Source organism: Mesorhizobium sp. CNPSo 4671, assembly GCF_057784245.1.
Genome location: NZ_JBWLUW010000009.1, coordinates 231136 through 250277 on the forward strand (window position 1 = coordinate 231136; position 19142 = coordinate 250277).

Here is a 19142-nt window from a genome sequence, read left to right on the forward strand (position 1 = left end):
TAAGAGATGACGCTTCGCGCCCGGTCAATCGAGATAAGGATCGTTCAACCGAGATAAGGATAGAGCGGAAAACGATCGGTCAGTGCCACCACCTTGGCCTTGACCGCCGCTTCGACCGCGGCATTGCCCTCGTCCGAATTGGCGACCTTGAGACCATCCAGCACTTCGGCGATCAGCTTGCCGATCTCGCGGAACTCGGCCTGGCCGAAGCCGCGCGTGGTGCCGGCCGGCGTGCCGAGGCGCACGCCAGAGGTGACGAAGGGCTTTTCCGGGTCGAAGGGAATGCCGTTCTTGTTGCAGGTGATGTTGGCGCGGCCAAGGGCTGCCTCGGCGCGCTTGCCGGTAGCGTTCTTGGGGCGCAAATCGACCAGCATCAGATGGTTGTCGGTGCCGCCGGAGACAATGTCGAGGCCCGTCTCCTTGAGGCTCGAAGCCAGCGCCTTGGCATTGGCGGCCACACTCTCCGCATAGACCTTGAAGCTTGGCTTCAGCGCCTCGCCGAAGGCCACCGCCTTGGCGGCGATGACATGCATCAGCGGACCGCCCTGCAGGCCGGGGAACACCGCAGAGTTCATCTTCTTGGCGATGTCCTCGTCATTGCACAGGATCATGCCGCCGCGCGGGCCGCGCAGCGACTTGTGCGTGGTGGTCGTCACCACATGCGCGTGCGGCAGCGGCGACGGATGCACGCCGCCGGCGACGAGGCCCGCAATGTGTGCCATATCAACCATCAGGTAAGCGCCGACCGCATCGGCGATCTCGCGAAAGCGCTTCCAGTCCCAGATGCGCGAATAGGCGGTGCCGCCGGCCAGGATCAGCTTCGGCTTGGTCTCATGCGCGGTCTTTTCGATCGCGTCCATGTCGAGCAGATGGTCTTCCTTGCGCACGCCATAGGAGACGACCTTGAACCACTTGCCGCTCATGTTGACCGGCGAGCCGTGGGTGAGATGGCCACCGGAATTGAGGTCGAGGCCCATGAAGGTGTCGCCGGGCTGCAGCAGAGCCAGGAACACCGCCTGGTTCATCTGGCTGCCGGAGTTCGGCTGGACGTTGGCGAAATTGCAGCCGAACAGCTTCTTCGCCCGTTCGATGGCCAGTTCCTCCGCCACGTCGACGAACTGGCAGCCGCCATAGTAGCGCTTCCCCGGATAGCCCTCGGCGTATTTGTTGGTCATGATCGACCCCTGCGCCTCAAGCACCGCGCGGGAAACGATGTTTTCCGAGGCGATCAGCTCGATCTCGTGGCGCTGGCGACCGAGTTCGTTGCGGATGGCGCCGAAAATCTCCGGATCGGCGTCTTCCAGCGTGGTTTCGAAGAAGGATTCGAATTTGTTCGACGCTGCCGCTGCTGTTGCCATGGCCTGAAATCCTCCGGTTCGGGGCAATTTATTTATGCATAGCGTTGCCCCAAAACCGCTGCGCACTTTTGGGCGACACGCATTGCCGCGCCATTAACACAGTTGTTTTCGACCCGCCACGTTTGCAGCGCGAAATTTGCTGGCCGGTTTGCGGCAGAGCCTGCAAATCCACAGCCCCTGGGCATCGCCGCTTCTATTTCCGCTGCTGCCTGCCGTTCAAAAGGGCCTCCGTCAGGGTGATCTCTGTGAACAGCGCTCGCGCCGTATGATCATTGATCTCGCCGCGCTGAAGCATGGCGCGCACCGCAGTGCGCTCGGCCTCGATGCCGGCAAGTCGCATTTCGAGCTCCACCCGCCCTGCCTCGCGCGCCTCGGCTCGGGCTTCATCGGCCTCGTCGGAGGTGGCGATGCGGCGCCGGTAGCCGGCGACGATATTTTCGCCGGCGACAAGTCTGGCGCTGGGCACCTCGCCGTCATCGTCGCTGCTGCCCGCGATGCTCTCGATGCGCGCGATTGCCGCATTGGCAGCGCCGACACGCGCCCGGCGCTCCTCGGCAGCACCCGCATCCTCGCCAGGTTCGACCAGGCCGCGCGCAATCAAAGGCAAGGCAAGGCTGGCGATCACCAGCGAGCACATGATGACGCCAGCGGCGAGAAAGATGACAAGGTCGCGGGCCGGGAATGGCGACCCATCCTGCAAGGCCAGCGGCAGCGACAAGATGCCGGCCAGCGTAATGGCGCCGCGCACGCCGGCCACCGATCCGGCGAGCCGCACGCGCAGGCCGAGGGGTTCGGCCTGCCGCTTGCCGAGCCGCGCGGCAAAACCCGCCGCGATGTCGCCGATCCAGATCCAGACGAAGCGCAGGCCTATCAGGCACAGCGTCAGCAGCAGAACCGTCAGGACCGGCTCCAAGAGCCAATGGCGGCTGGACAATTCGGGCGGCACCTTGCGGATGATTTCGGGTAGCTGCAGGCCAAGCACGATGAACAGCGCGCCGTTGAAGACGAAGGAAAACGTCGTCCACAGCGAGATCGTCTGCATGCGCGCCGAGACGCCGAGGAAGCGGAATATGCCGGTGCTCCCGGTCAACAGACCGGCGGTCACCGCCGCCAGGATGCCCGAGGCGCCAAAATTCTCGGCGCCGAGATAGGCGACAAAGGGAAGCAGGATAGTGATCAGCACCTGTGCCTCGGCCGGCACGCCGCCGATGCGGTTCAAGAGTTGCAGCGCCTTGGCGGCGACGAACAAGGCCGCCACGCCAGCCAGGATACCGACCGCCACGGCGTAGACTAAACTCAGCGAGGCCGCAGCCAGGGAAAAACTGCCGGTCAATGCCGCCGCGACGGCAAAGCGGAACATGACAAGGCCCGACGCATCGTTGAGCAGCGACTCGCCTTCCAGAATGTGCATCAGCCGCGCCGGGACGACGTTCCTGTCGACGATCGAGGAGACGGCCACCGCATCGGTCGGCGACAGCACGGCCGCGAGCGCGAAGGCAACGACCAGCGGAATGCTCGGCACCAGCCAGTGCAAGGCATAGCCGAAACCGACGATGGTGAAGAAGACGAGGCCGATGGCAAGGTCGAGGATAGGCCCGCGCAATGCGATCAACTCGCGCTTGGGGGCGCCAAAAGCATCGCTGAACAGCAGCGGTGGAATGAACACCAGCAGGAAGAGTTCGGGATCGATCTCGACATGGATGCCGCGCACCGGCCAGGCAAGGGCAGCACCGATCGCGATCTGCAGGACCGGCAACGGCACCCGCACCAGCCGCACCAGCGCCCCGGAAACGGCGACGAAGACGAGCACGACGAGAATGAAGATCGCGGTTTGCATGGTGCGGTTCCGGCTGTTTGCCGGACCATGCGCAATCATCGGCGTCGCGTCCAGACAGGCTGCAGCGCGGCGATGGCCGAGACGGCAGCAGACCGTATGGCCAGCATCAAGCCGATGCAGAAAAAGGCCGGCACCTCGCGTCAGCGCAAAGCTGCCTAGGGGCACCAGGTGGCCGGCCGCACGCCGGCCCCCCCAACGGTCGGTGTGCGTATGCAGAGCGTCAATGCCAGACGTTCGGGCACGAATGCCGAAAGCCAGCGCCGCTCCTTCTCTGGATACGCGAGCATGGTCCAGCATCAACCTCCCGATAGCGCGGAGTTGACACATGGCTTTCGCCGGGATGCAGCCTTGCGGGTCATATTCGGCTGTGCCACGCTGGATCACGGCTGCCGAGCGGGGGTTCGATCGATGCTGTCGCGGATCATGGCACATGGCGAACCGGCCCTGGCGTCGGAAACGGCCGAGCGTGCAAGCACCGCTTATTTCGCGGCGATGGAAAGCTTCGGTGCCTCCTATCTGCAGACCCGTCTCTACCGGAGGCCATCATCGACGCTGACTTCCGCCAGCCATTGGGCGGCAGGCGGCTTTATCACGCGGCTGGCGCCGGCGGATTGGCCGGGCAGCCCAGCGTTCGACTATGTCTGCTTCGAGTGCAACCCGCTGCTGGGCGCGATCCGCGAGAGCCGCACACGCTACCGCTTCTCCGACTTTGCCCCGCGCGACAGCGCGCAGTTCGGCGTCTATTGGGAGGCGCTCAGCGAGGCCAGGATCAATGACGCGCTGTGTTCCACCTCCTATGGCGCGGACGGCACTATCGCCTCGCTGCATCTCGGCTTCCACGAACGCGACTTCACGGCGGATGAGAACTTTGCCATCCAGATGGCCGGCCTCGTGCTGACGGAACGGCTGATGGACCTGACGACGCCACCGCCCACCGCCACCGTCCGGCTGACGGTGCGCGAGCGCGACAGCCTGGCGCTGGTCGCCGAAGGCAAGACGGATTGGGAAATCTCGGTTATTCTCGGCATTGCCGAAGCGACGGTGCGCTTCCATGTCGACAATGCCAGGCGCAAACTCGGCGCCGTCAACCGCGCGCAAGCAGTGGCGCGGCTGGTCAATCAGCGATTGATCTAACGTTTCCGCAAACAAAAAGGCCGCCCTTCGGCGGCCTTTCTCTAGAATTATCAGTCGCTTAGAGCGAAGACGTGATCTGGAGCTCGCTGGCGCCATCGAGCGCGTAGACGTCGTCGCGGAACTGCACGACGCCGGGTCCGGTCGACCAGGCCGAGAGATAGAGGAAGTGCACCGGCACCGGGTTGGTGACCTGGATGGGCGTGTTCTGACCGGTCTTGATTGCCGCCTCGAAATGCTGGCGATCCCAGCCGGGCGTGTCGCGCAGGATCCAGGTTACGAGATCGCGCACGTTCTGGACGCGCACGCAGCCCGAGGAATCGAAGCGCATCATCTTGCCGAACAGGCTCTGCTGCGGCGTGTCGTGCATGTAGACGCCGTCTGGGCTCGGGAAATTGATCTTGACCGACGCCATGGCGTTTTCCGAACCGGGATCCTGGCGGAACCGGTACTTGGCGGCATCATCCGTCGACCAGTCGACATTCATCGGATCGACTTCGCTGCCATCCGGCGCGAACAGGCGGATATGGCTGTTCTTCAAATAGTTGGGATCCTTCCGCATCAGCGGAATGATGTCCTTGCGCACGATCGAGACCGGTGCGTTCCAATATGGATTGACGATGATCTCGTTGATCTTGGAATTGACGATCGGCGTCTGGCGATCGATCTTGCCAACGATAGCGGTGTGGCGGAGCACGACACGGTCGTTCTCGACCGCTTCGATCTGCGCGGCCGGAATGTCGACCAGCACATAGCGGCTGCCCAGCGTGCCGGCCTTCTCCTTCAGCCGCTGCAGATTGGTCTGCAACTGGCCGAGCCGGACCTGCGCCGAAACATTCATCGCCGCATAGGTGTACTTGCCCATGGAGCCGTCAGCAGGCAAGCCATGGCGCAACTGGAACCGCTTGACGGCCGAGTCGACATAGGAATCAAAGGCCGTCGAAATGCCGGCGCTCTGCGACAGATCGCCCGCAACCATCAGGCGCTTGCGCAGCGGCACCACGTCCGGATCATCGACGCCGAGTTCGAGTTTCTTGGTCGCGGGAACCTCTACCCAGCCGCCCTGCCCGACAATGTTCTGATATTGCGCGACCGCCTGCTCGGTGAACGCGACGGTCTGCGGGCTGAAGATCGGCAGCGTCGAGGCCACCTTGCCGCCTTCGCTGGCGCGGGCGTCGAACTGGTCGTCCCAATTGCCGCGGGCCGAGGATTTCAGGATATCCCCGATCACATCCTGCGCACTCGCACGGCCGGCCACCATGGCGGCGGCGAGCAACGAGGCTCCGGAAAGGAAAAAGCGGCGGCTGGTTCTCATGGACGTTCCAGACATAGGTAGCGGTTCGATCATTTGCTGCGTCAATCATCGGGCGATCTCGCCCGCACTCTAAAATTGGCAATCTTAACAATTAGCCAACCATGGCCCGTATCACATTGGTGAGAAACGCACGAGGCGCGATACGGTTGCGGGTGGACGCATGGTCTTCACGGCAGCATCACTGCCACCCTCGGTTCCACTGGAATATGGCGGCAACGTGGCCTTGCGCCCAATTTGGGCCGCCCCGCTATGGCGAAATGAACGAGGCGTGGTTTTTCGGTACCGAACCCACATTGTCGCAGCGTTGTCAGCGCTGGGACGCAGCACGCCGGAACCGCATCGTCCCGGCTAGGGTTTTAAGCCGGTCTTGGCCGCCAGCTCCGAACACCGTTGCAGAACCTCGTTCTCGGGATACCGCAATATCTTGTTGTCCTCGAGCTTGAGCAACAGCGCGCGTCTCTTCTCGACGCTCTGCTCGTCGTCCGAGCAGGTCATGTCCAGGATGACGGCGTCCAGGCCTCTGAGCTTCTGGACCCTGTCGAGCGTGCACCAAACTTCCCACATTTCCACCGACTTGTCGGTGAACGTCACCCTGGAGTCATTGTTGTCGCAGGGACTGCTGCCTTCCGTGGCGAAGGAATCTCTCCACCATTCCTCAGCGAAGGCCATTTCCGGCGCCAGCAAGAGCACCGCAGCGACCGAACAGATTTTGACAAAGCACCTTCGACCCATCTTGCTCCCTTGGGCGGCGACATTAGGCATTGCGGGGACGAAAGCAAAGCGTGCGGCAGAAGTCGAGGCCGACGGGCTCCGGGTGCAACGGCATTGCTCAAGTGACGACCCGCTGAACGCCTGGCCGGCCATCCATGATCAGAAAAAGGGCCGGTGCTTTTCGGCACCGGCCCCTGACTGAAGGTCGCTGTTCGGGCCGTGCTTCTGCGGCACGGCTGCCGTTCGTGGATCGCTTACATCCGGTAGGCGATGGTGTCGTTCCAGAAGCGATCGAGCCGCTGCAGGGCGCGGTTCATCTGCTTGAACTCGTCGGTGTTGATGCCGCCGACCTGCTCGATCGAGCCGACATGGCGCTCATAGAGACCGGCGACGACGTCGGCCACCTCATTGCCCTTCGGGGTCAGCGAGACGCGGACCGAACGGCGGTCGATGCGCGAACGCTGGTGGTTGATGAAGCCGAGATCGACCAGCTTCTTCAGATTGTAGGAGACGTTCGAGCCGAGATAGTAGCCACGCGAGCGCAGCTCGCCGGCGGTCAGCTCGGAATTGCCGATGTTGAAGAGCAGCAGCGCCTGGATGGCGTTGATGTCGGAACGGCCGTTGCGGTCGAACTCGTCCTTAATCACGTCAAGCAGACGGCGGTGCAACCGCTCGACCAGCTGCAGCGATTCCATGTACAGGGAACGGATAGCCTCGCGGCGATCGTCGGAAACGTTAGCGGTCTTCGCCGCCGGACGCGAATTGATCATTGTCTTTGCCTCTCGTTTGTCGCCCTGGTGATTTTTTGTTTTTCACCTTGATCGCGACACTATCGAATACTCATAAAATTCGACTTAAACGCTAGGGCTAACAAGAGCTTACCGGTAAGAGGTTTCGAAAGAGGCTTAACGAACGGTCACCCGAGTAAGGATAATTAACCTAAAGGCTTAGGCACCTTTCGCGGGGCTTAAATCCGGTGCTTGCCAAGGCGTCAATGCCTTCAACGGCTTAGTGCCGAACGGGGCGTTTCTGCAGCCAGATGACGACGCGAAAGACGATGTAGAGCACCGCCACCGCCGCGTGCGAGACGACGATCAGCAGGCGATGGCCGAAAAGTTCGGGAAAACCGGCATACATCACGGTCTCGGTGACCGCGCAGATGAACCAAATCACCGGGCCCCAGGAGGCCAGCATCCAGAGCCCCGCCGCGGCAAAGGGGAAAAACACGGCGAGCATCACCGCCGCCACTTGCCAATGCACGGGCATCAGGTCGAAGCGCCAGAGCGGGCCTGGGTAGAAGCCGATCAGCTTGATCCAGTACAGGATGCCGAAGAGCAGGCAGTAGCCGGCGATGACGCGCTGGAACCAGGCGAAGATGACCTCGACCGTCGAGGGCTGCAGTACGACGCGTCGCGACGTCACCTCGCTCATAGCTGGAGTTCCCGTTCACCGAGCGGGGCGAAATAGGCCTCGACGTCCGCATCGCCGACCGCATCGAGACTTGCCGGCCGCCATTGCGGCTTCGATCCCTTGTCGATGATGGCGGCACGGATGCCTTCGTAGAAATCGTGACCGGCAAGCATGCGGTTGAGGATGCGGAACTCCATCTTCATGCATTCGTCCATCGACAAGGTCTGCCCGGCGCTGATCTGCCGCCAAGCGACGCGAAGGCTGGTGGGCGAGCGCATACGGATCGTCGCAAGCGTCTTGGCCGCGAATTCATCGGCGCTTGCCGCGCGATCCAGACTGTGGACGACATCCTGCAGCGACGGCTGGTTAAAATGGCGAGAGATCGCCTCAAGCGCCGGCCTGTCGGTCTCCCGCTTTGCCTGGACGAAGAAACCACGCAGCACCGACTCCGGATCGCCGGTCAGCACCAGCCGATCGAGGAAGCTTGCCTGGTCTTCGGCCTTGATGGTGTGGGTGGCCAGCCCCGACCACAGCGCGTCGCCATAGCGGATGCGGTTGCCGGTCAGGGCCAGATACATGCCGAAGGAACCGCCAAGGTCGGGCAGCAGATGGCTGGCGCCGACATCCGGGAAAAAGCCGATGCCGACCTCCGGCATGGCGAACTGGGCATTTTCTGTCATCACCCGATGCGAGCCGTGGAAGGAAATGCCGACGCCGCCACCCATGACGATGCCGTCGATGAGTGCCACATAGGGTTTCTTGAAGCTGTTGATGCGGGCGTTTAGCCGATACTCGTCGGCAAAGAACTCCACCGGCGGCTTTCCAGCCCGGCCTGCCTCATAGATGTGCAGGATGTCGCCGCCGGCCGAAAACGCCCTGCCCTCGGCCTTCACGATGACGACGTCCACGCCGTCATCGCGCTCCCAGGCATACAGGGCCTGGCCCAGCGACTGGACCATGCGATGGGTGACGGCGTTGAGCGCCTGCGGCCGCGTCAGTGTGACGACACCGGCTCGACCCAATCGCTCGAAGCGAATTTCGTCGCCTCCACCAAAATCCATCGCCAGAGAATCCCTCCCCCGCGCCTGCGGGACTGAAGTGCTAAAGGCGGCGCATGGGTGCGTCAATGGCAGCAGCCTGTTCCCGCAGTCTTGGCGGCCAGTGGTGCCCGATGCTACGAAGATCACCACCGTTGCAAGCGACACGCCGATACGGCGGCGCGGGCGGCTTCGGGGGACAGTTGGCCATGCCCGGATTTCTTCGTGCCGCACTCTTGACGATCGGGCTGATAATTTTCGGCCTTGCATCGCGCCCGGCAGTCGCCGTCACGACCGACGAACTCTACCAGTCGCAGACCATAGTCACCGGCCAGGGCGAGGTGAACCGCCAGATAGGCTTCAGGGATTGCCTGGACCGGGTCCTGATCAGGGTTTCAGGCGACCAACGGCTGCTAGAGAAACCCGAAATGGCCGCTCTGCGCGACAAGGCCGGCAGTTTCGTCGATTCTTTCCGCTACCACGACCGGCTGGAGGGCATCCCGATCCATGACGAGCAAGGCACGCATGACCGGCCGCATGATCTGACCTGTCTCTACAAGCCCGCCACGGTCGACAAGCTGCTGGCTTCGCTCGGCAGCAAGCCCTGGCTTGGCGAGCGACCGACGCTCGCCGTCTTTCTCGCCACCGAACAGGGCGCCCGGCATTTCGTGCTGAGCGTAGAGGAGGAGCGTGGCAAGACGATGCGCGAGTCTTTCGCCAATGCCACCGATCCGCTGTTGATGCATGTGGTGTTTCCGAAGGCAGCACAGCTGGCCGATCTGAACGAAAATGCACTGCGCACCGACGACATGGCAAGGCTGGACCTGCTGGCCAAACAGGCCGGTGGCGCGCAGGCACTCGCCGGCAGCATCGTTTGGAGTGACAAGGAACTCGGCTGGATCGCCGATTGGCGGCTGGCCGATCACGGCAAGACCTATCGCTGGCAGGTCCGCGGCGTCAGCTTCGACGAGGCATTCCGTGTGGCAATCGGAGGTGCTGCACAGATTCTTTCCGGCAATGGCCGGCCTTGAACGGATAGGCTGGCGGGACAGCGTCCCTTCTGCCGGCCTGGCACAATCGTGTCGCATTGGTCAGCACCAAGGGCTCGTGGTAAAAGCCGCCGAAAGAGAGTTTTTGGCGATGAACAAATTCACCCCGACAAAGCCAGCCGGCGCGCGTAGCGTCGACGACATCACCGGCAGCCGCCGCCTGCGCCGCATGCGCAAGGCCGACTGGTCGCGCCGCCTGGTGCAGGAGAACCGGCTCACCGTCGACGATCTGATCTGGCCGATCTTCGTCGTCGAGGGCAAAAATGTGCGCGAGCCGATCGCAGCCATGCCCGGCGTCTTCCGCCTGTCTGTCGACCTTGCCGTCAAGGAGGCCGAACGCGCGGCCAAGCTCGGCATTCCGGCGCTCGCCACCTTCCCCAATGTCGACTTGGGCCTGCGTGACCAGACCGGCTCGCACATCCTTGACCCGGAAAATATCATCAACCGCGCCACCCGCGCGATCAAAGACGCGGTGCCCGGGATCGGCATTATCACCGACGCCGCGCTCGACCCGTTCACCAGCCATGGCCATGACGGCATCCTGCGCGACGGCATCATCGTCAACGACGAAACGGTGGAACAGGTCGCGGCGGCGGCCGTCATCCAGGCGGCGGCGGGCGCCGACATCATCGCGCCGTCCGACATGATGGACGGCCGCATCGGCGCCATCCGCGACGCGCTCGACGCCAATGGTTTTCAGGACGTGGCGATCATGTCCTATGCGACGAAGTTCGCCTCCGCCTTCTACGGCCCCTATCGCGAGGCGGTCGGCACCGCCAGCCTGCTCAAGGGCGACAAGAAGACCTATTATATCGACCACGCCAATTCGGACGAGGCGGTGCGCGAGGCCGAGCAAGACATTGCCGAGGGCGCCGACATGCTGATGGTCAAGCCCGGCCTGCCCTATCTCGACATCATCCGCCGGCTGAAGGACGAATTCCAGATGCCGACCTTCGCCTACCAGGTGTCGGGCGAGTATTCGATGATCAAGGCGGCGGGCGCCAATGGCTGGATCGACGGCGAAAAGGCGATGCTGGAATCGCTGCTCGCCTTCAAGCGTGCCGGCTGCGACGGCATCTTGACCTATTTCGCGCCTGAGGTGGCGCAGATGCTGAAGGGGTAGCAGCGCGCCCTTATACAGCCCGGCCCCGCTCTACAACGGCCCGGTTGGCTTCAGAACTCCACGTCCAGTTCGATGATGTCCTCGGGCTCGGCCAAGGCGTCTTGCGTCCATTCCTGCATCAGCGGCCAAGCGAAGATGGTGTCGCAATAGGTGGTGAGCGGCGCTTCGAGTTCGACCGCATAGGTGCGGAAACGGGTACAGACCGGCGCGTACATCGCGTCGGCCACCGTCGGCGACGCGCCGAACAGCCAGGGACCGCCATAGGTATCGAGGCATTCGGACCAGATCGTCTTGATCCGCTCCACATCCGGCCGCGCGCCGGAAAAGATCTTGAAGCTCTTGTGCCTGGCTTTCAGGCTCATCGGCAGCGCCGAGCGCAAATTATGAAAGCCTGAATGCATCTCGCCGGACACCGCGCGGCAATGCGCGCGCGCCACGCGGTCGGCCGGCAGGAGCCCCGCGCCGGGCATGGTCTCGGCCAGATATTCGGCGATCGCCAGCGTGTCCCATACCGTCACTCCGTCATGGGTCAGCCGCGGCACCAGCACCGATGGCGACAACAAGAGCAATTCCTGCCGCTGCACGGGATCATCGATATCGATGCGCTTCTCCTCGAACTCCATCCCGGCCATGCGGCAAAGCAGCCAGCCACGCAGCGACCAGGACGAATAATTCTTCGACGAAATCGTCAATGTCGCCGTGGTCGCCTTTGCCACGGGCGCCTTACTCATGGCCACCTTGTTCTTGGCCGCCTTCGTCATGCCGTCGACCCTCCGAGCCCTTTGCCGGCAACAATCCTCTCGCAATGCACAAAATTTTGCACTAGTTTTTTTGCACTGCCGCATGGCCGCTGGGAATGGGACGTATTCGATGCTGTACCAGGCCTACCAGCTACAGGACGATCTGATCGGTCCGACGCGCTTTTTTGCCGATCTGATGCGCGTGACGATGGGTGGCATGTTTTCAGGCCACGGCGTGAAACAGCGCCTGGCCGCCGGGCTGGAGATGATCGGCCGCTTCAAGCTCACCCATGCGCGACCGAATTTCGATATCAAATCCGTCAGGGTCGGCAATCGCGACGTGCCGGTCAGCGTCGAGACGGCCCTCGACCTGCCGTTTGGCAAGCTTCTGCGCTTCGCCAAGGATATGGATACACGCCAGCCCCCGGTGATGGTGATTGCCCCGCTATCGGGGCATTTCTCGACGCTGCTTCGCGGTACGGTGGAAACGCTTCTGGCTGACCATGAGGTCTACATCACCGACTGGGCCAATGCTCGCGACGTGCCGCTCGCGGCCGGCCGCTTTGGGGTGGACGACTATGTCGACTACATCATCCGCTTCCTGCAGGCGATTGGCCCGGGCGCGCATATACTGGCGGTTTGCCAGCCCTGCGTTCAGGCGCTTGCTGCCGTCGCGGTCATGTCCGAGGACAGGCACCCGGCGACACCGCGCTCGATGACGCTGATGGCGGGGCCGATCGATCCGCGGGAGAGCCCGACCAAGGTCAACGAATTCGCCGTCAGCAAGTCGCTAGCCTGGTTTCAAGGCGCCGTCATCTCACGTGTGCCGTGGCGCCATGCCGGCGGCGGACGCCGGGTGTATCCAGGTTTTCTGCAGCTTGCCGCCTTCATGGCCATGAACATGGATCGACACACCAAAGCCCACCGCAAACTGCATGACCATCTGGTGGCCGGCGAGATCGCCGAGGCCGAGAAGATCAAGACTTTCTATGACGAGTATCTGGCCGTGCTCGACCTCACCGAGGAATTCTATATCGAAACCATCGACCGTGTGTTCCACAAGGCAGAACTGGCCACCGGTGCGTTTACGTTCCGTGGCAGCCGGGTCGATCCGGGCGCGATCCGCAACACCGCGCTGCTCACTGTCGAGGGCGGGCGTGACGACATCTGTGCGCTGGGCCAGACCTCGGCCGCCCATGAATTGTGCCGATCGCTGCGCCCGCATCTGAAGCGCCATCACCTGCAGGCCAATGTCGGCCACTATGGCGTCTTCAACGGCAAGCGTTGGGAGCGCGAGATCTATCCCGTCGTGCGCAATCTCATCCTGTCGATGGAATAGCTTTTCATTTGCCAACCGGCGATTTTTTGCGCTGACAGGCGGCCGGCAGCCCGCACCGGCAAGGACTACCGCAATATGAAGGCCCGGCCTGGACGGACGGCTGACGGTCGAAGTCATCGACCCGTTCGTCGGCGCGGCCGTCCCGCGGCCGCCAATTGTCATCCGAACCGATCGCCACGAAACAGTCCTGATATCGCCTGGCGGCGAAGTGTTGACGCGCTCCGTTCACCACCAAGATACTGCTTGCAATTCGCAATCAGTTTGCTAGAAACGACCAATTGCAAAATACAACTGGCTATCGAGGAGGCTTTCATGTCCAAGCTGCGCGTCAACGCTTTCACCCTGTCGCTCGACGGCTATGGTGCCGGTCCCGATCAGGATCTGCAAAACCCGCTCGGCATCGGTGGGGGATCCTTGCACAAGTGGTTTGTCGACACCCCCACCTTCCGCAAGATGGTGCTCGGGCAAGATGGTGGCACCACCGATATCAACGAGGGGTTCGCGGCGCGCAGTTTCGAAAATGTCGGCGCCTGGATCCTTGGCCGCAACATGTTCGGGCCGATCCGCGGCGAATGGCCCGATGACAGCTGGAAAGGCTGGTGGGGCGACAACCCACCCTACCATGTGCCGGTGTTCGTGCTGACCCACCACAAGCGGGCGCCGATCACGATGGAAGGCGGCACGACGTTTTATTTTGTGACCGACGGCATCCATTCGGCGCTTGAACAGGCGAAGGCGGCGGCCGGCGGCAAGGATGTACGGATCGGCGGCGGCGTCGCCACCATCCGGCAATATCTGCAGGAGAAGCTGATCGACGAGATGCATCTGGCAATCTCGCCGGTGCTGCTTGGCAGGGGCGAGCACCTTTTCGCCGGCCTGGATATGTTGAAGCTTGGCTATCAATGCACCGAGCAGGTGGCGACGGCACTTGCCACGCATGTGGTGATCAAGCGGACGTAATTACAGCTCTTTCTCCCCGTGAAACGGGGAGCAAGAAAAAGTGCTCAATACTTCTCCGGCACGTAAAGCTCACGCGGCAGCGTCTGGCGCTCGTATTCGGGGTTGAAGACGCGCTCCGGCAGCGTGATCTCCTCGTGCGGCACCTCTTCATACGGCATCTGCTTGAGCAGATGATCGATGCAGTTCAGCCGTGCCCGTTTCTTGTCGTTACCCTCAACGATGAACCAGGGTGCCTCGGGAATGTTGGTGCGGGCGAAGGTTTCTTCCTTGGCCTTGGTGTACTGCTCCCAGCGCACGCGCGACTGAAGATCCATCGGCGACAGCTTCCACTGCTTCATTGGGTCATGGATACGCATCAGGAAGCGCATCTGCTGTTCCTCGTCGGTGATCGAGAACCAGTATTTCACGACAGTGATGCCCGAGCGCACCAGCATGCGCTCGAATTCCGGCACGTCGCGGAAAAATTCCTCGACCTGGCCCGCATCGGCAAAGCCCATCACCCGCTCGACGCCGGAGCGGTTGTACCAGGAGCGGTCGAACAGCACGATCTCGCCGCCTGCCGGCAGATGCGGGACATAGCGCTGGAAATACCATTGCGACTTCTCGCGCTCGGTCGGCGCCGGCAGCGCCACGACGCGGCAGATGCGCGGATTGAGCCGCTGGGTGATGCGCTTGATGACGCCGCCCTTGCCGGCGGAGTCGCGGCCCTCAAAAATCACCACCAGCTTCTTCTTGTGGTAGGCGACCCAGGACTGCAGCTTGATCAGCTCGGATTGCAAGGTGATCAGGTCGCGGAAATATTGCATGCGGTCGATCGAAGGCGGATGCGCGTTCTTGTAGATCTTGGCGATTTCCATCGACAGCGCTGGCTCCGACATTTCGAGTTCGTAATCTTCGTCGAGCGTGTCTGCGAGCTCGGCTTCGAGCCAGTCTTTCGCGGGAGAATTCTGTCTTAGCTCGGTCATATCGGTCGCTCCGCTTGCAAGCCTGTCGGTTGATGTCCGGCACCCCAAACTGCTGGCCTGCGGCCGGGAATGGAAACACCTTAGCCGAATTCAATATAGGCAGGCAGTGACGGTTTTATTGCAGCCCAAGCGCGATTGCCGCCGCCACAAATCCCGCGAGGTACGATCGATCCGTCGTCTTGGCATGGCGACAAGGCGACCAAATTGTCCTACAAATGCCTGGTCGCATTCGGGCGCCCTGGGCGGCGCCCCCCATCAACACAATCGCGAGGACCGACATGGAATACCGCACCCTTGGCCGTTCGGGCCTGAAGGTTTCGACGCTGACTTTGGGCACCATGACTTTCGGCGGCACCGGGCCCTTCGCTGCGGTCGGCAACAGCGATCTTACCGAAGCCAAGCGCATGATCGACATGTGCATCGACGCCGGTATCAACCTCATCGACACCGCCAATGTCTATTCGAACGGGCTGTCGGAGGAGATCATCGGCGAGGCACTCGGCGGCAAGCGCAAGAACGACGTGCTGATCGCGTCCAAGGCACGCATGCGGATCGGCAGCGGGCCCAACGACGAAGGTCTGTCGCGCCACCACCTGATCAGCGAATGCGAGAAGAGCCTGAAGCGGCTGAAGACCGACGTCATCGACATCTATTTCGTCCACCAGTGGGACGGCCTTACTCCGGTCGAGGAAACCATCGCCGCGCTCGACACTTTGGTCAGCCAGGGCAAGGTGCGCTATATCGGCTGCTCCAACTGGTCCGGCTGGCAGATGATGAAGGGGCTCTCGATCAGCGACAGCCGTCACCAGCAGCGCTTCGTCACCCAGCAGATCCACTACACGCTGGAGGCCCGCGAGGCCGAATACGAGTTGCTGCCGATCTCAGTCGACCAGGGGTTGGGCGTGCTGGTCTGGAGCCCGCTCGCCGGCGGCTTGCTGTCCGGCAAATACCACCGCGACAGCCCGACCGCACGGCAGCTCGCCGGCTGGTCGGAACCGCCGATCCGCGACGAGGACCGGCTCTGGCGGATCGTCGATGTACTGGTCGAGATCGGCAAGGCCCGCGGCGTGTCGGCAGCACAGGTGGCGCTTGCCTGGCTGCTCGGCCGCCCCGCCGTCTCCTCGCTGGTGATCGGCGCCCGCAACGACGCCCAGCTCAAGGACAATCTCGCGGCCGCAAGCCTGGGGCTCAACCCTGAGGAACGCCGGCGCCTCGACGCGGTCAGCCGACCGCCCGTACTCTACCCCTATTGGCACCAGCAGCTGACGGCGAGGGATCGCTTCGGCCCCGCCGACATGGTTCTCGACCGCAGCGTCATCTGATCATTAGGCGGAGTAGCGTTAGCCCTCGATGAAGCGCCAGAGTTCGGGATCGGGTTCGATCTGGCCGCTGAGCACGAAATATTTGTAGAGCACGAGCAGGGAGATCGCCTGCTCGTCTCGCTCATTGGAAAATTTCCGGCAATAGGCGTTGGCCGCGGCGATGATGCGCTCAGCGGCGGCGGGATGCCGTTCGAAATAGCGCACTTTCTCGCCGAGATCAGCGAAATCCGGATCGAGCGGCGCATAGTGGACATTGGCTTCGAGCTGGCTCTCCGCGAACCACGTTTCGTAAGTCGGCGGCGGCATCAGGCAGAGCGAGTTCGAATTCATGATCCATTTGAGGTTGGTCGCCACGTCATTGCCCTCGAGCGAGACGATGTAGCGGTAGCGCAGGTGCTGGCTGATGCTGAGAAAGGGCTTGGCGTACTCGGCCGGTGCACTTCTTTTGTGTGAACCGACATCGCAGAACGGCAGATCACGCGCCGCGTCCAGAAACCGCACCCTGATCGGATTGTTGAGATCGCCGCGCCAGACCACGGCCGGCAGCTTGTCGGCGAAGGTGACTGCGTCGGCCGGCATGTAGAAGTGGCGGAACTTGTTGAACTTCAGGATGACCGCGTTGCTGTTGTCGTCACGGATGGGCCGATCCTTGACGATCGTCGGCACTTTCGGCACCCCGATGACGTCGCCGAACTCCAGGTCGAGGAGCAATGCCGGGTCGAAATAGCGGGCAAACTCCTTCAGGTCGTAATAGTACATGCTCGGTTCGAACGGCATGTTGTCGATGCGCACAGCATCTGGGCTGGGCGCAAAGGCGGCCTGCAGCTTGTTGTAGTCGTTCAACCGCCGGCGCACGGCCTCGTCCGAGAGCCTGGCCTGTTCCAGGCGGCCGGCCAACCTTCGTCGGAAGAGTGCCTGGGGGGCGACATCGCGCATGACGTTTCGCGCATAATAGAAAACCTTCTGCGTCGTTCGTTTCAGGCTGACCATGGTTCACGTTGATCAGGACAAACGCGACCAAAACACGCGACGGCCGAGTTTGTTCCCGCGCCACGCTCGCGCGTCGTTGTGCCAGGTATTGCACCGGCCGCGTCGTCATCCAGCGCATGACGACCCGCTTCGACGAGGGGACCGGCAACTAGCCAGTTATATAGCGCCAGACCTCGGCATCCGGTTTGAGCTGGCCGCTCAGAACGAAATATTTGTAGAGCACCAGAAGCGAGATCGCCTGTTCGGTCTGTTCGTTGGCGAATGTCCGGCAATAGGCATTCGCGGCCGCGATTATGCGTTCTGCCCTGGCCGGGTTCCGTTCGAAATAGGCCACATGTTCGGCAACATCGGAGAAATCAGGTTCGAGCGGAACATAGTGGACATTGGCCTCGAGCTGCCGCTCCGCGAACCATGTCTCGTAGGTCGGCGGCGGCATCAGGCAAAGCGACTTCGAGTTCAAGATCCATTTGAGGTTGGTCGCCACGTCATTGCCTTCGAGCGAGACGATGTAGCGGTAGCGCTGGTGCTGGCCGATGCTGAGAAAGGGCTTGGCATATTCGGCCGGCGCGTTGGGCTTGTGCGAGCCGGCATCGCAGAACGGCAGGTCGCGCACCGCTTGCAGAAACCGTGTCCTGATCGGATTGTTGAGATCGCCGCGCCAGACCACCGCAGGCAGTTTGTCACCGAATGGGATGGCGTCGGCCGGCATCTGGAAGTGACGAAACTTGTCGAGCTTCATGATGACCGCGTTCTTGTCGTCATCACGGATCGGCCGGTCCTTCACGATCGTCGGCACCTTCGGCACATTCCTGACGTCGCCGAATTCGATGTCGATGAGCAATCCGGGGTCGAAGTAGCGAGCGAATTCCTTCAGGTCGTAATAGTACATGGTCGGCGTGAAGGGCAGCTTGCTGATGCGCATGGCATTGGCGCTGGGCGCGAAACCATCCTGCAGCTTGTTGTAGTAATTCAACCGTCGGCGCGCCGCTTCATCGCAAAGCCTCGCCTTTTCCAGGCGAACGGCCAGCCTGCGGCGGAACAGGGCTTGTGGAACGATATCGCGCGCGGCGTTTCGCGCATAATAGAAAACCTTTGCCGACGTTCGCGCGATTGAGGCCATGATTCACTTTGATAAAAACAAACAGGCAGCTCTCAACTCGCTGGCGCCCGGCGTTTCCTACATCATTGTGGCGCCGATCTGGCAAGCCCCCCCTCGGATTTCCGAGGCTGCGCCCGCACTGTCGCTTCAGCTGTTGTGTTTGACGGCTAATGCTCCTAGGCAGGGTCAGAGCCGCAAGGCAGGACAAAAGGAGCCGATATGGCGCGAGCACCAAACTACGATCAGGAACGCAAGGAACGCGACCGGCAGAAGGCGGCGAAGAAGGCCGAGAAGCTGGCGGCCAAGGTTGCCCAGCGCGAACGTTCAAAGCCCGAGGGCGAGGTCGAGACCGAAACCGCGGAATGACGGCAAAAGGCCCGCATATGCGGGCCTTGCCTCAATCCAGGTTGTCGCCCTGCGTCAGGCGGGCGCCTTGTCGCTGACAAAAACGTCCACTTCACGCGCCGCGGCGATGAAGGCGCGGCGGGCGTTCATCGCCGGCTTGTCGCCGGCCAGCGCGTCGTGGCAGGCCTGCAGCGCTGCGCGATGCTTGGGGCTGCGCTTGCCGGGCCAGCTGTTGAGCAGGTAATCGGAAGCCTCACGGGCCGTGCGCAGGAGCTGGGTGCTTCCTGCCGTGACGGACTTGACGGTCACGGGTGTTTCAAATCGGTTGTTTTCCATCGCCGCTCTTACGCCATCGGCATCCGCGAAGCGAGGCCGAAAGTGTGCTTCGCGTCAGACGCCGCCTCTTTTGCC

19 protein-coding genes are annotated in these 19142 nt (G+C 62.3%); 7 read left to right on the forward strand and 12 right to left on the reverse strand.

Translation table 11 applies throughout. From position 1 onward, the window contains the following. Window positions 1–44 precede the first annotated feature (44 nt). Both glyA and AC04SF_RS24955 read right to left on the reverse strand, forming a co-directional pair. Entirely contained in the window at window positions 45–1358 is a 1314-nt protein-coding gene (gene glyA, locus AC04SF_RS24950) for a serine hydroxymethyltransferase (protein WP_019857608.1), read from the reverse strand. A gap of 193 nt (window positions 1359–1551) precedes the next feature. Beyond that, complete coding sequence (locus AC04SF_RS24955) at window positions 1552–3195, reverse strand: Na+/H+ antiporter (RefSeq protein ID WP_488479928.1); 1644 nt, start codon at window positions 3193–3195, stop codon at window positions 1552–1554. A gap of 408 nt (window positions 3196–3603) precedes the next feature. Between AC04SF_RS24955 and AC04SF_RS24960 the strand changes: the two genes are divergently transcribed. Beyond that, window positions 3604–4329: a helix-turn-helix transcriptional regulator gene (locus AC04SF_RS24960; protein ID WP_488479929.1), complete on the forward strand. Its 726-nt coding sequence runs from the start codon at window positions 3604–3606 to the stop codon at window positions 4327–4329. 58 nt (window positions 4330–4387) lie between these two features. Here the strand turns inward: AC04SF_RS24960 and AC04SF_RS24965 are convergent, their stop codons facing one another. The 5 genes from AC04SF_RS24965 to AC04SF_RS24985 all read right to left on the reverse strand — a co-directional run bounded on the left by AC04SF_RS24965 (window position 4388) and on the right by AC04SF_RS24985 (window position 8823). Continuing rightward, window positions 4388–5641, reverse strand: a complete 1254-nt coding sequence (locus tag AC04SF_RS24965) for a L,D-transpeptidase family protein (protein ID WP_284278648.1) — start codon at window positions 5639–5641, stop codon at window positions 4388–4390. Window positions 5642–5989: 348 nt separating this feature from the next. Continuing rightward, on the reverse strand, window positions 5990–6310 hold the full coding sequence (locus AC04SF_RS24970; protein ID WP_488479930.1) for a hypothetical protein: 321 nt from the start codon (window positions 6308–6310) through the stop codon (window positions 5990–5992). Between the two features lie 296 nt (window positions 6311–6606). Next, window positions 6607–7122 carry a transcriptional regulator LdtR gene (gene ldtR / locus AC04SF_RS24975; protein WP_013896002.1) on the reverse strand — a complete coding sequence of 172 codons (516 nt, stop codon included), beginning with the start codon at window positions 7120–7122 and terminating at the stop codon, window positions 6607–6609. 238 nt (window positions 7123–7360) lie between these two features. Further along, window positions 7361–7783, reverse strand: a complete 423-nt coding sequence (locus AC04SF_RS24980; RefSeq protein ID WP_488479931.1) for a DUF6163 family protein — start codon at window positions 7781–7783, stop codon at window positions 7361–7363. Further along, a complete protein-coding gene (locus tag AC04SF_RS24985; protein WP_488479932.1) occupies window positions 7780–8823 on the reverse strand; it encodes an enoyl-CoA hydratase/isomerase family protein in 1044 nt (347 codons plus the stop codon). The genes AC04SF_RS24980 and AC04SF_RS24985 overlap by 4 nt, the downstream gene beginning before the upstream one ends. 185 nt (window positions 8824–9008) lie before the next feature. Here AC04SF_RS24985 and AC04SF_RS24990 point away from each other — a divergent pair, with 185 nt between their 5' ends. Both AC04SF_RS24990 and hemB read left to right on the forward strand, forming a co-directional pair. Continuing rightward, window positions 9009–9830, forward strand: coding sequence for a DUF2066 domain-containing protein (locus AC04SF_RS24990; RefSeq protein WP_488479933.1), 822 nt, complete (start codon window positions 9009–9011; stop codon window positions 9828–9830). A 109-nt stretch (window positions 9831–9939) separates the two neighbouring features. Next, window positions 9940–10971, forward strand: coding sequence for a porphobilinogen synthase (hemB, locus tag AC04SF_RS24995; RefSeq protein ID WP_488479934.1), 1032 nt, complete (start codon window positions 9940–9942; stop codon window positions 10969–10971). A 50-nt stretch (window positions 10972–11021) separates the two neighbouring features. On the opposite strand, the gene AC04SF_RS25000 is transcribed toward hemB, so the two are convergent. After that, window positions 11022–11702 carry a glutathione S-transferase gene (locus AC04SF_RS25000; RefSeq protein ID WP_488479972.1) on the reverse strand — a complete coding sequence of 227 codons (681 nt, stop codon included), beginning with the start codon at window positions 11700–11702 and terminating at the stop codon, window positions 11022–11024. Between the two features lie 139 nt (window positions 11703–11841). On the opposite strand from AC04SF_RS25000, the gene AC04SF_RS25005 reads away from it, so the two are divergent. Further along, window positions 11842–13050 (forward strand): polyhydroxyalkanoate depolymerase, encoded by a 1209-nt coding sequence (locus tag AC04SF_RS25005; RefSeq protein ID WP_488479935.1) that lies wholly within the window; start codon window positions 11842–11844, stop codon window positions 13048–13050. A gap of 312 nt (window positions 13051–13362) precedes the next feature. Beyond that, complete coding sequence (locus AC04SF_RS25010) at window positions 13363–14010, forward strand: dihydrofolate reductase family protein (protein ID WP_488479936.1); 648 nt, start codon at window positions 13363–13365, stop codon at window positions 14008–14010. A 44-nt stretch (window positions 14011–14054) separates the two neighbouring features. Here the strand turns inward: AC04SF_RS25010 and ppk2 are convergent, their stop codons facing one another. After that, on the reverse strand, window positions 14055–14975 hold the full coding sequence (gene ppk2, locus AC04SF_RS25015) for a polyphosphate kinase 2 (RefSeq protein ID WP_044550210.1): 921 nt from the start codon (window positions 14973–14975) through the stop codon (window positions 14055–14057). Window positions 14976–15253: 278 nt separating this feature from the next. On the opposite strand from ppk2, the gene AC04SF_RS25020 reads away from it, so the two are divergent. Then, on the forward strand, window positions 15254–16297 hold the full coding sequence (locus tag AC04SF_RS25020) for an aldo/keto reductase (protein WP_488479937.1): 1044 nt from the start codon (window positions 15254–15256) through the stop codon (window positions 16295–16297). An 18-nt stretch (window positions 16298–16315) separates the two neighbouring features. Here AC04SF_RS25020 and AC04SF_RS25025 read toward each other — a convergent pair whose 3' ends face one another. Both AC04SF_RS25025 and AC04SF_RS25030 read right to left on the reverse strand, forming a co-directional pair. Beyond that, entirely contained in the window at window positions 16316–17287 is a 972-nt protein-coding gene (locus AC04SF_RS25025; protein ID WP_488479938.1) for a glycosyl transferase family 90, read from the reverse strand. A 148-nt stretch (window positions 17288–17435) separates the two neighbouring features. Continuing rightward, window positions 17436–18407, reverse strand: a complete 972-nt coding sequence (locus AC04SF_RS25030; RefSeq protein WP_488479939.1) for a glycosyl transferase family 90 — start codon at window positions 18405–18407, stop codon at window positions 17436–17438. A gap of 198 nt (window positions 18408–18605) precedes the next feature. Here AC04SF_RS25030 and AC04SF_RS25035 point away from each other — a divergent pair, with 198 nt between their 5' ends. After that, the gene (locus AC04SF_RS25035) at window positions 18606–18752 is read left to right on the forward strand and encodes a hypothetical protein (protein ID WP_183458362.1); all 147 of its coding nucleotides are present in this window, start codon (window positions 18606–18608) and stop codon (window positions 18750–18752) included. Window positions 18753–18806: 54 nt separating this feature from the next. On the opposite strand, the gene AC04SF_RS25040 is transcribed toward AC04SF_RS25035, so the two are convergent. Continuing rightward, entirely contained in the window at window positions 18807–19067 is a 261-nt protein-coding gene (locus AC04SF_RS25040; protein WP_027028494.1) for a DUF982 domain-containing protein, read from the reverse strand. Window positions 19068–19142 lie beyond the last annotated feature (75 nt).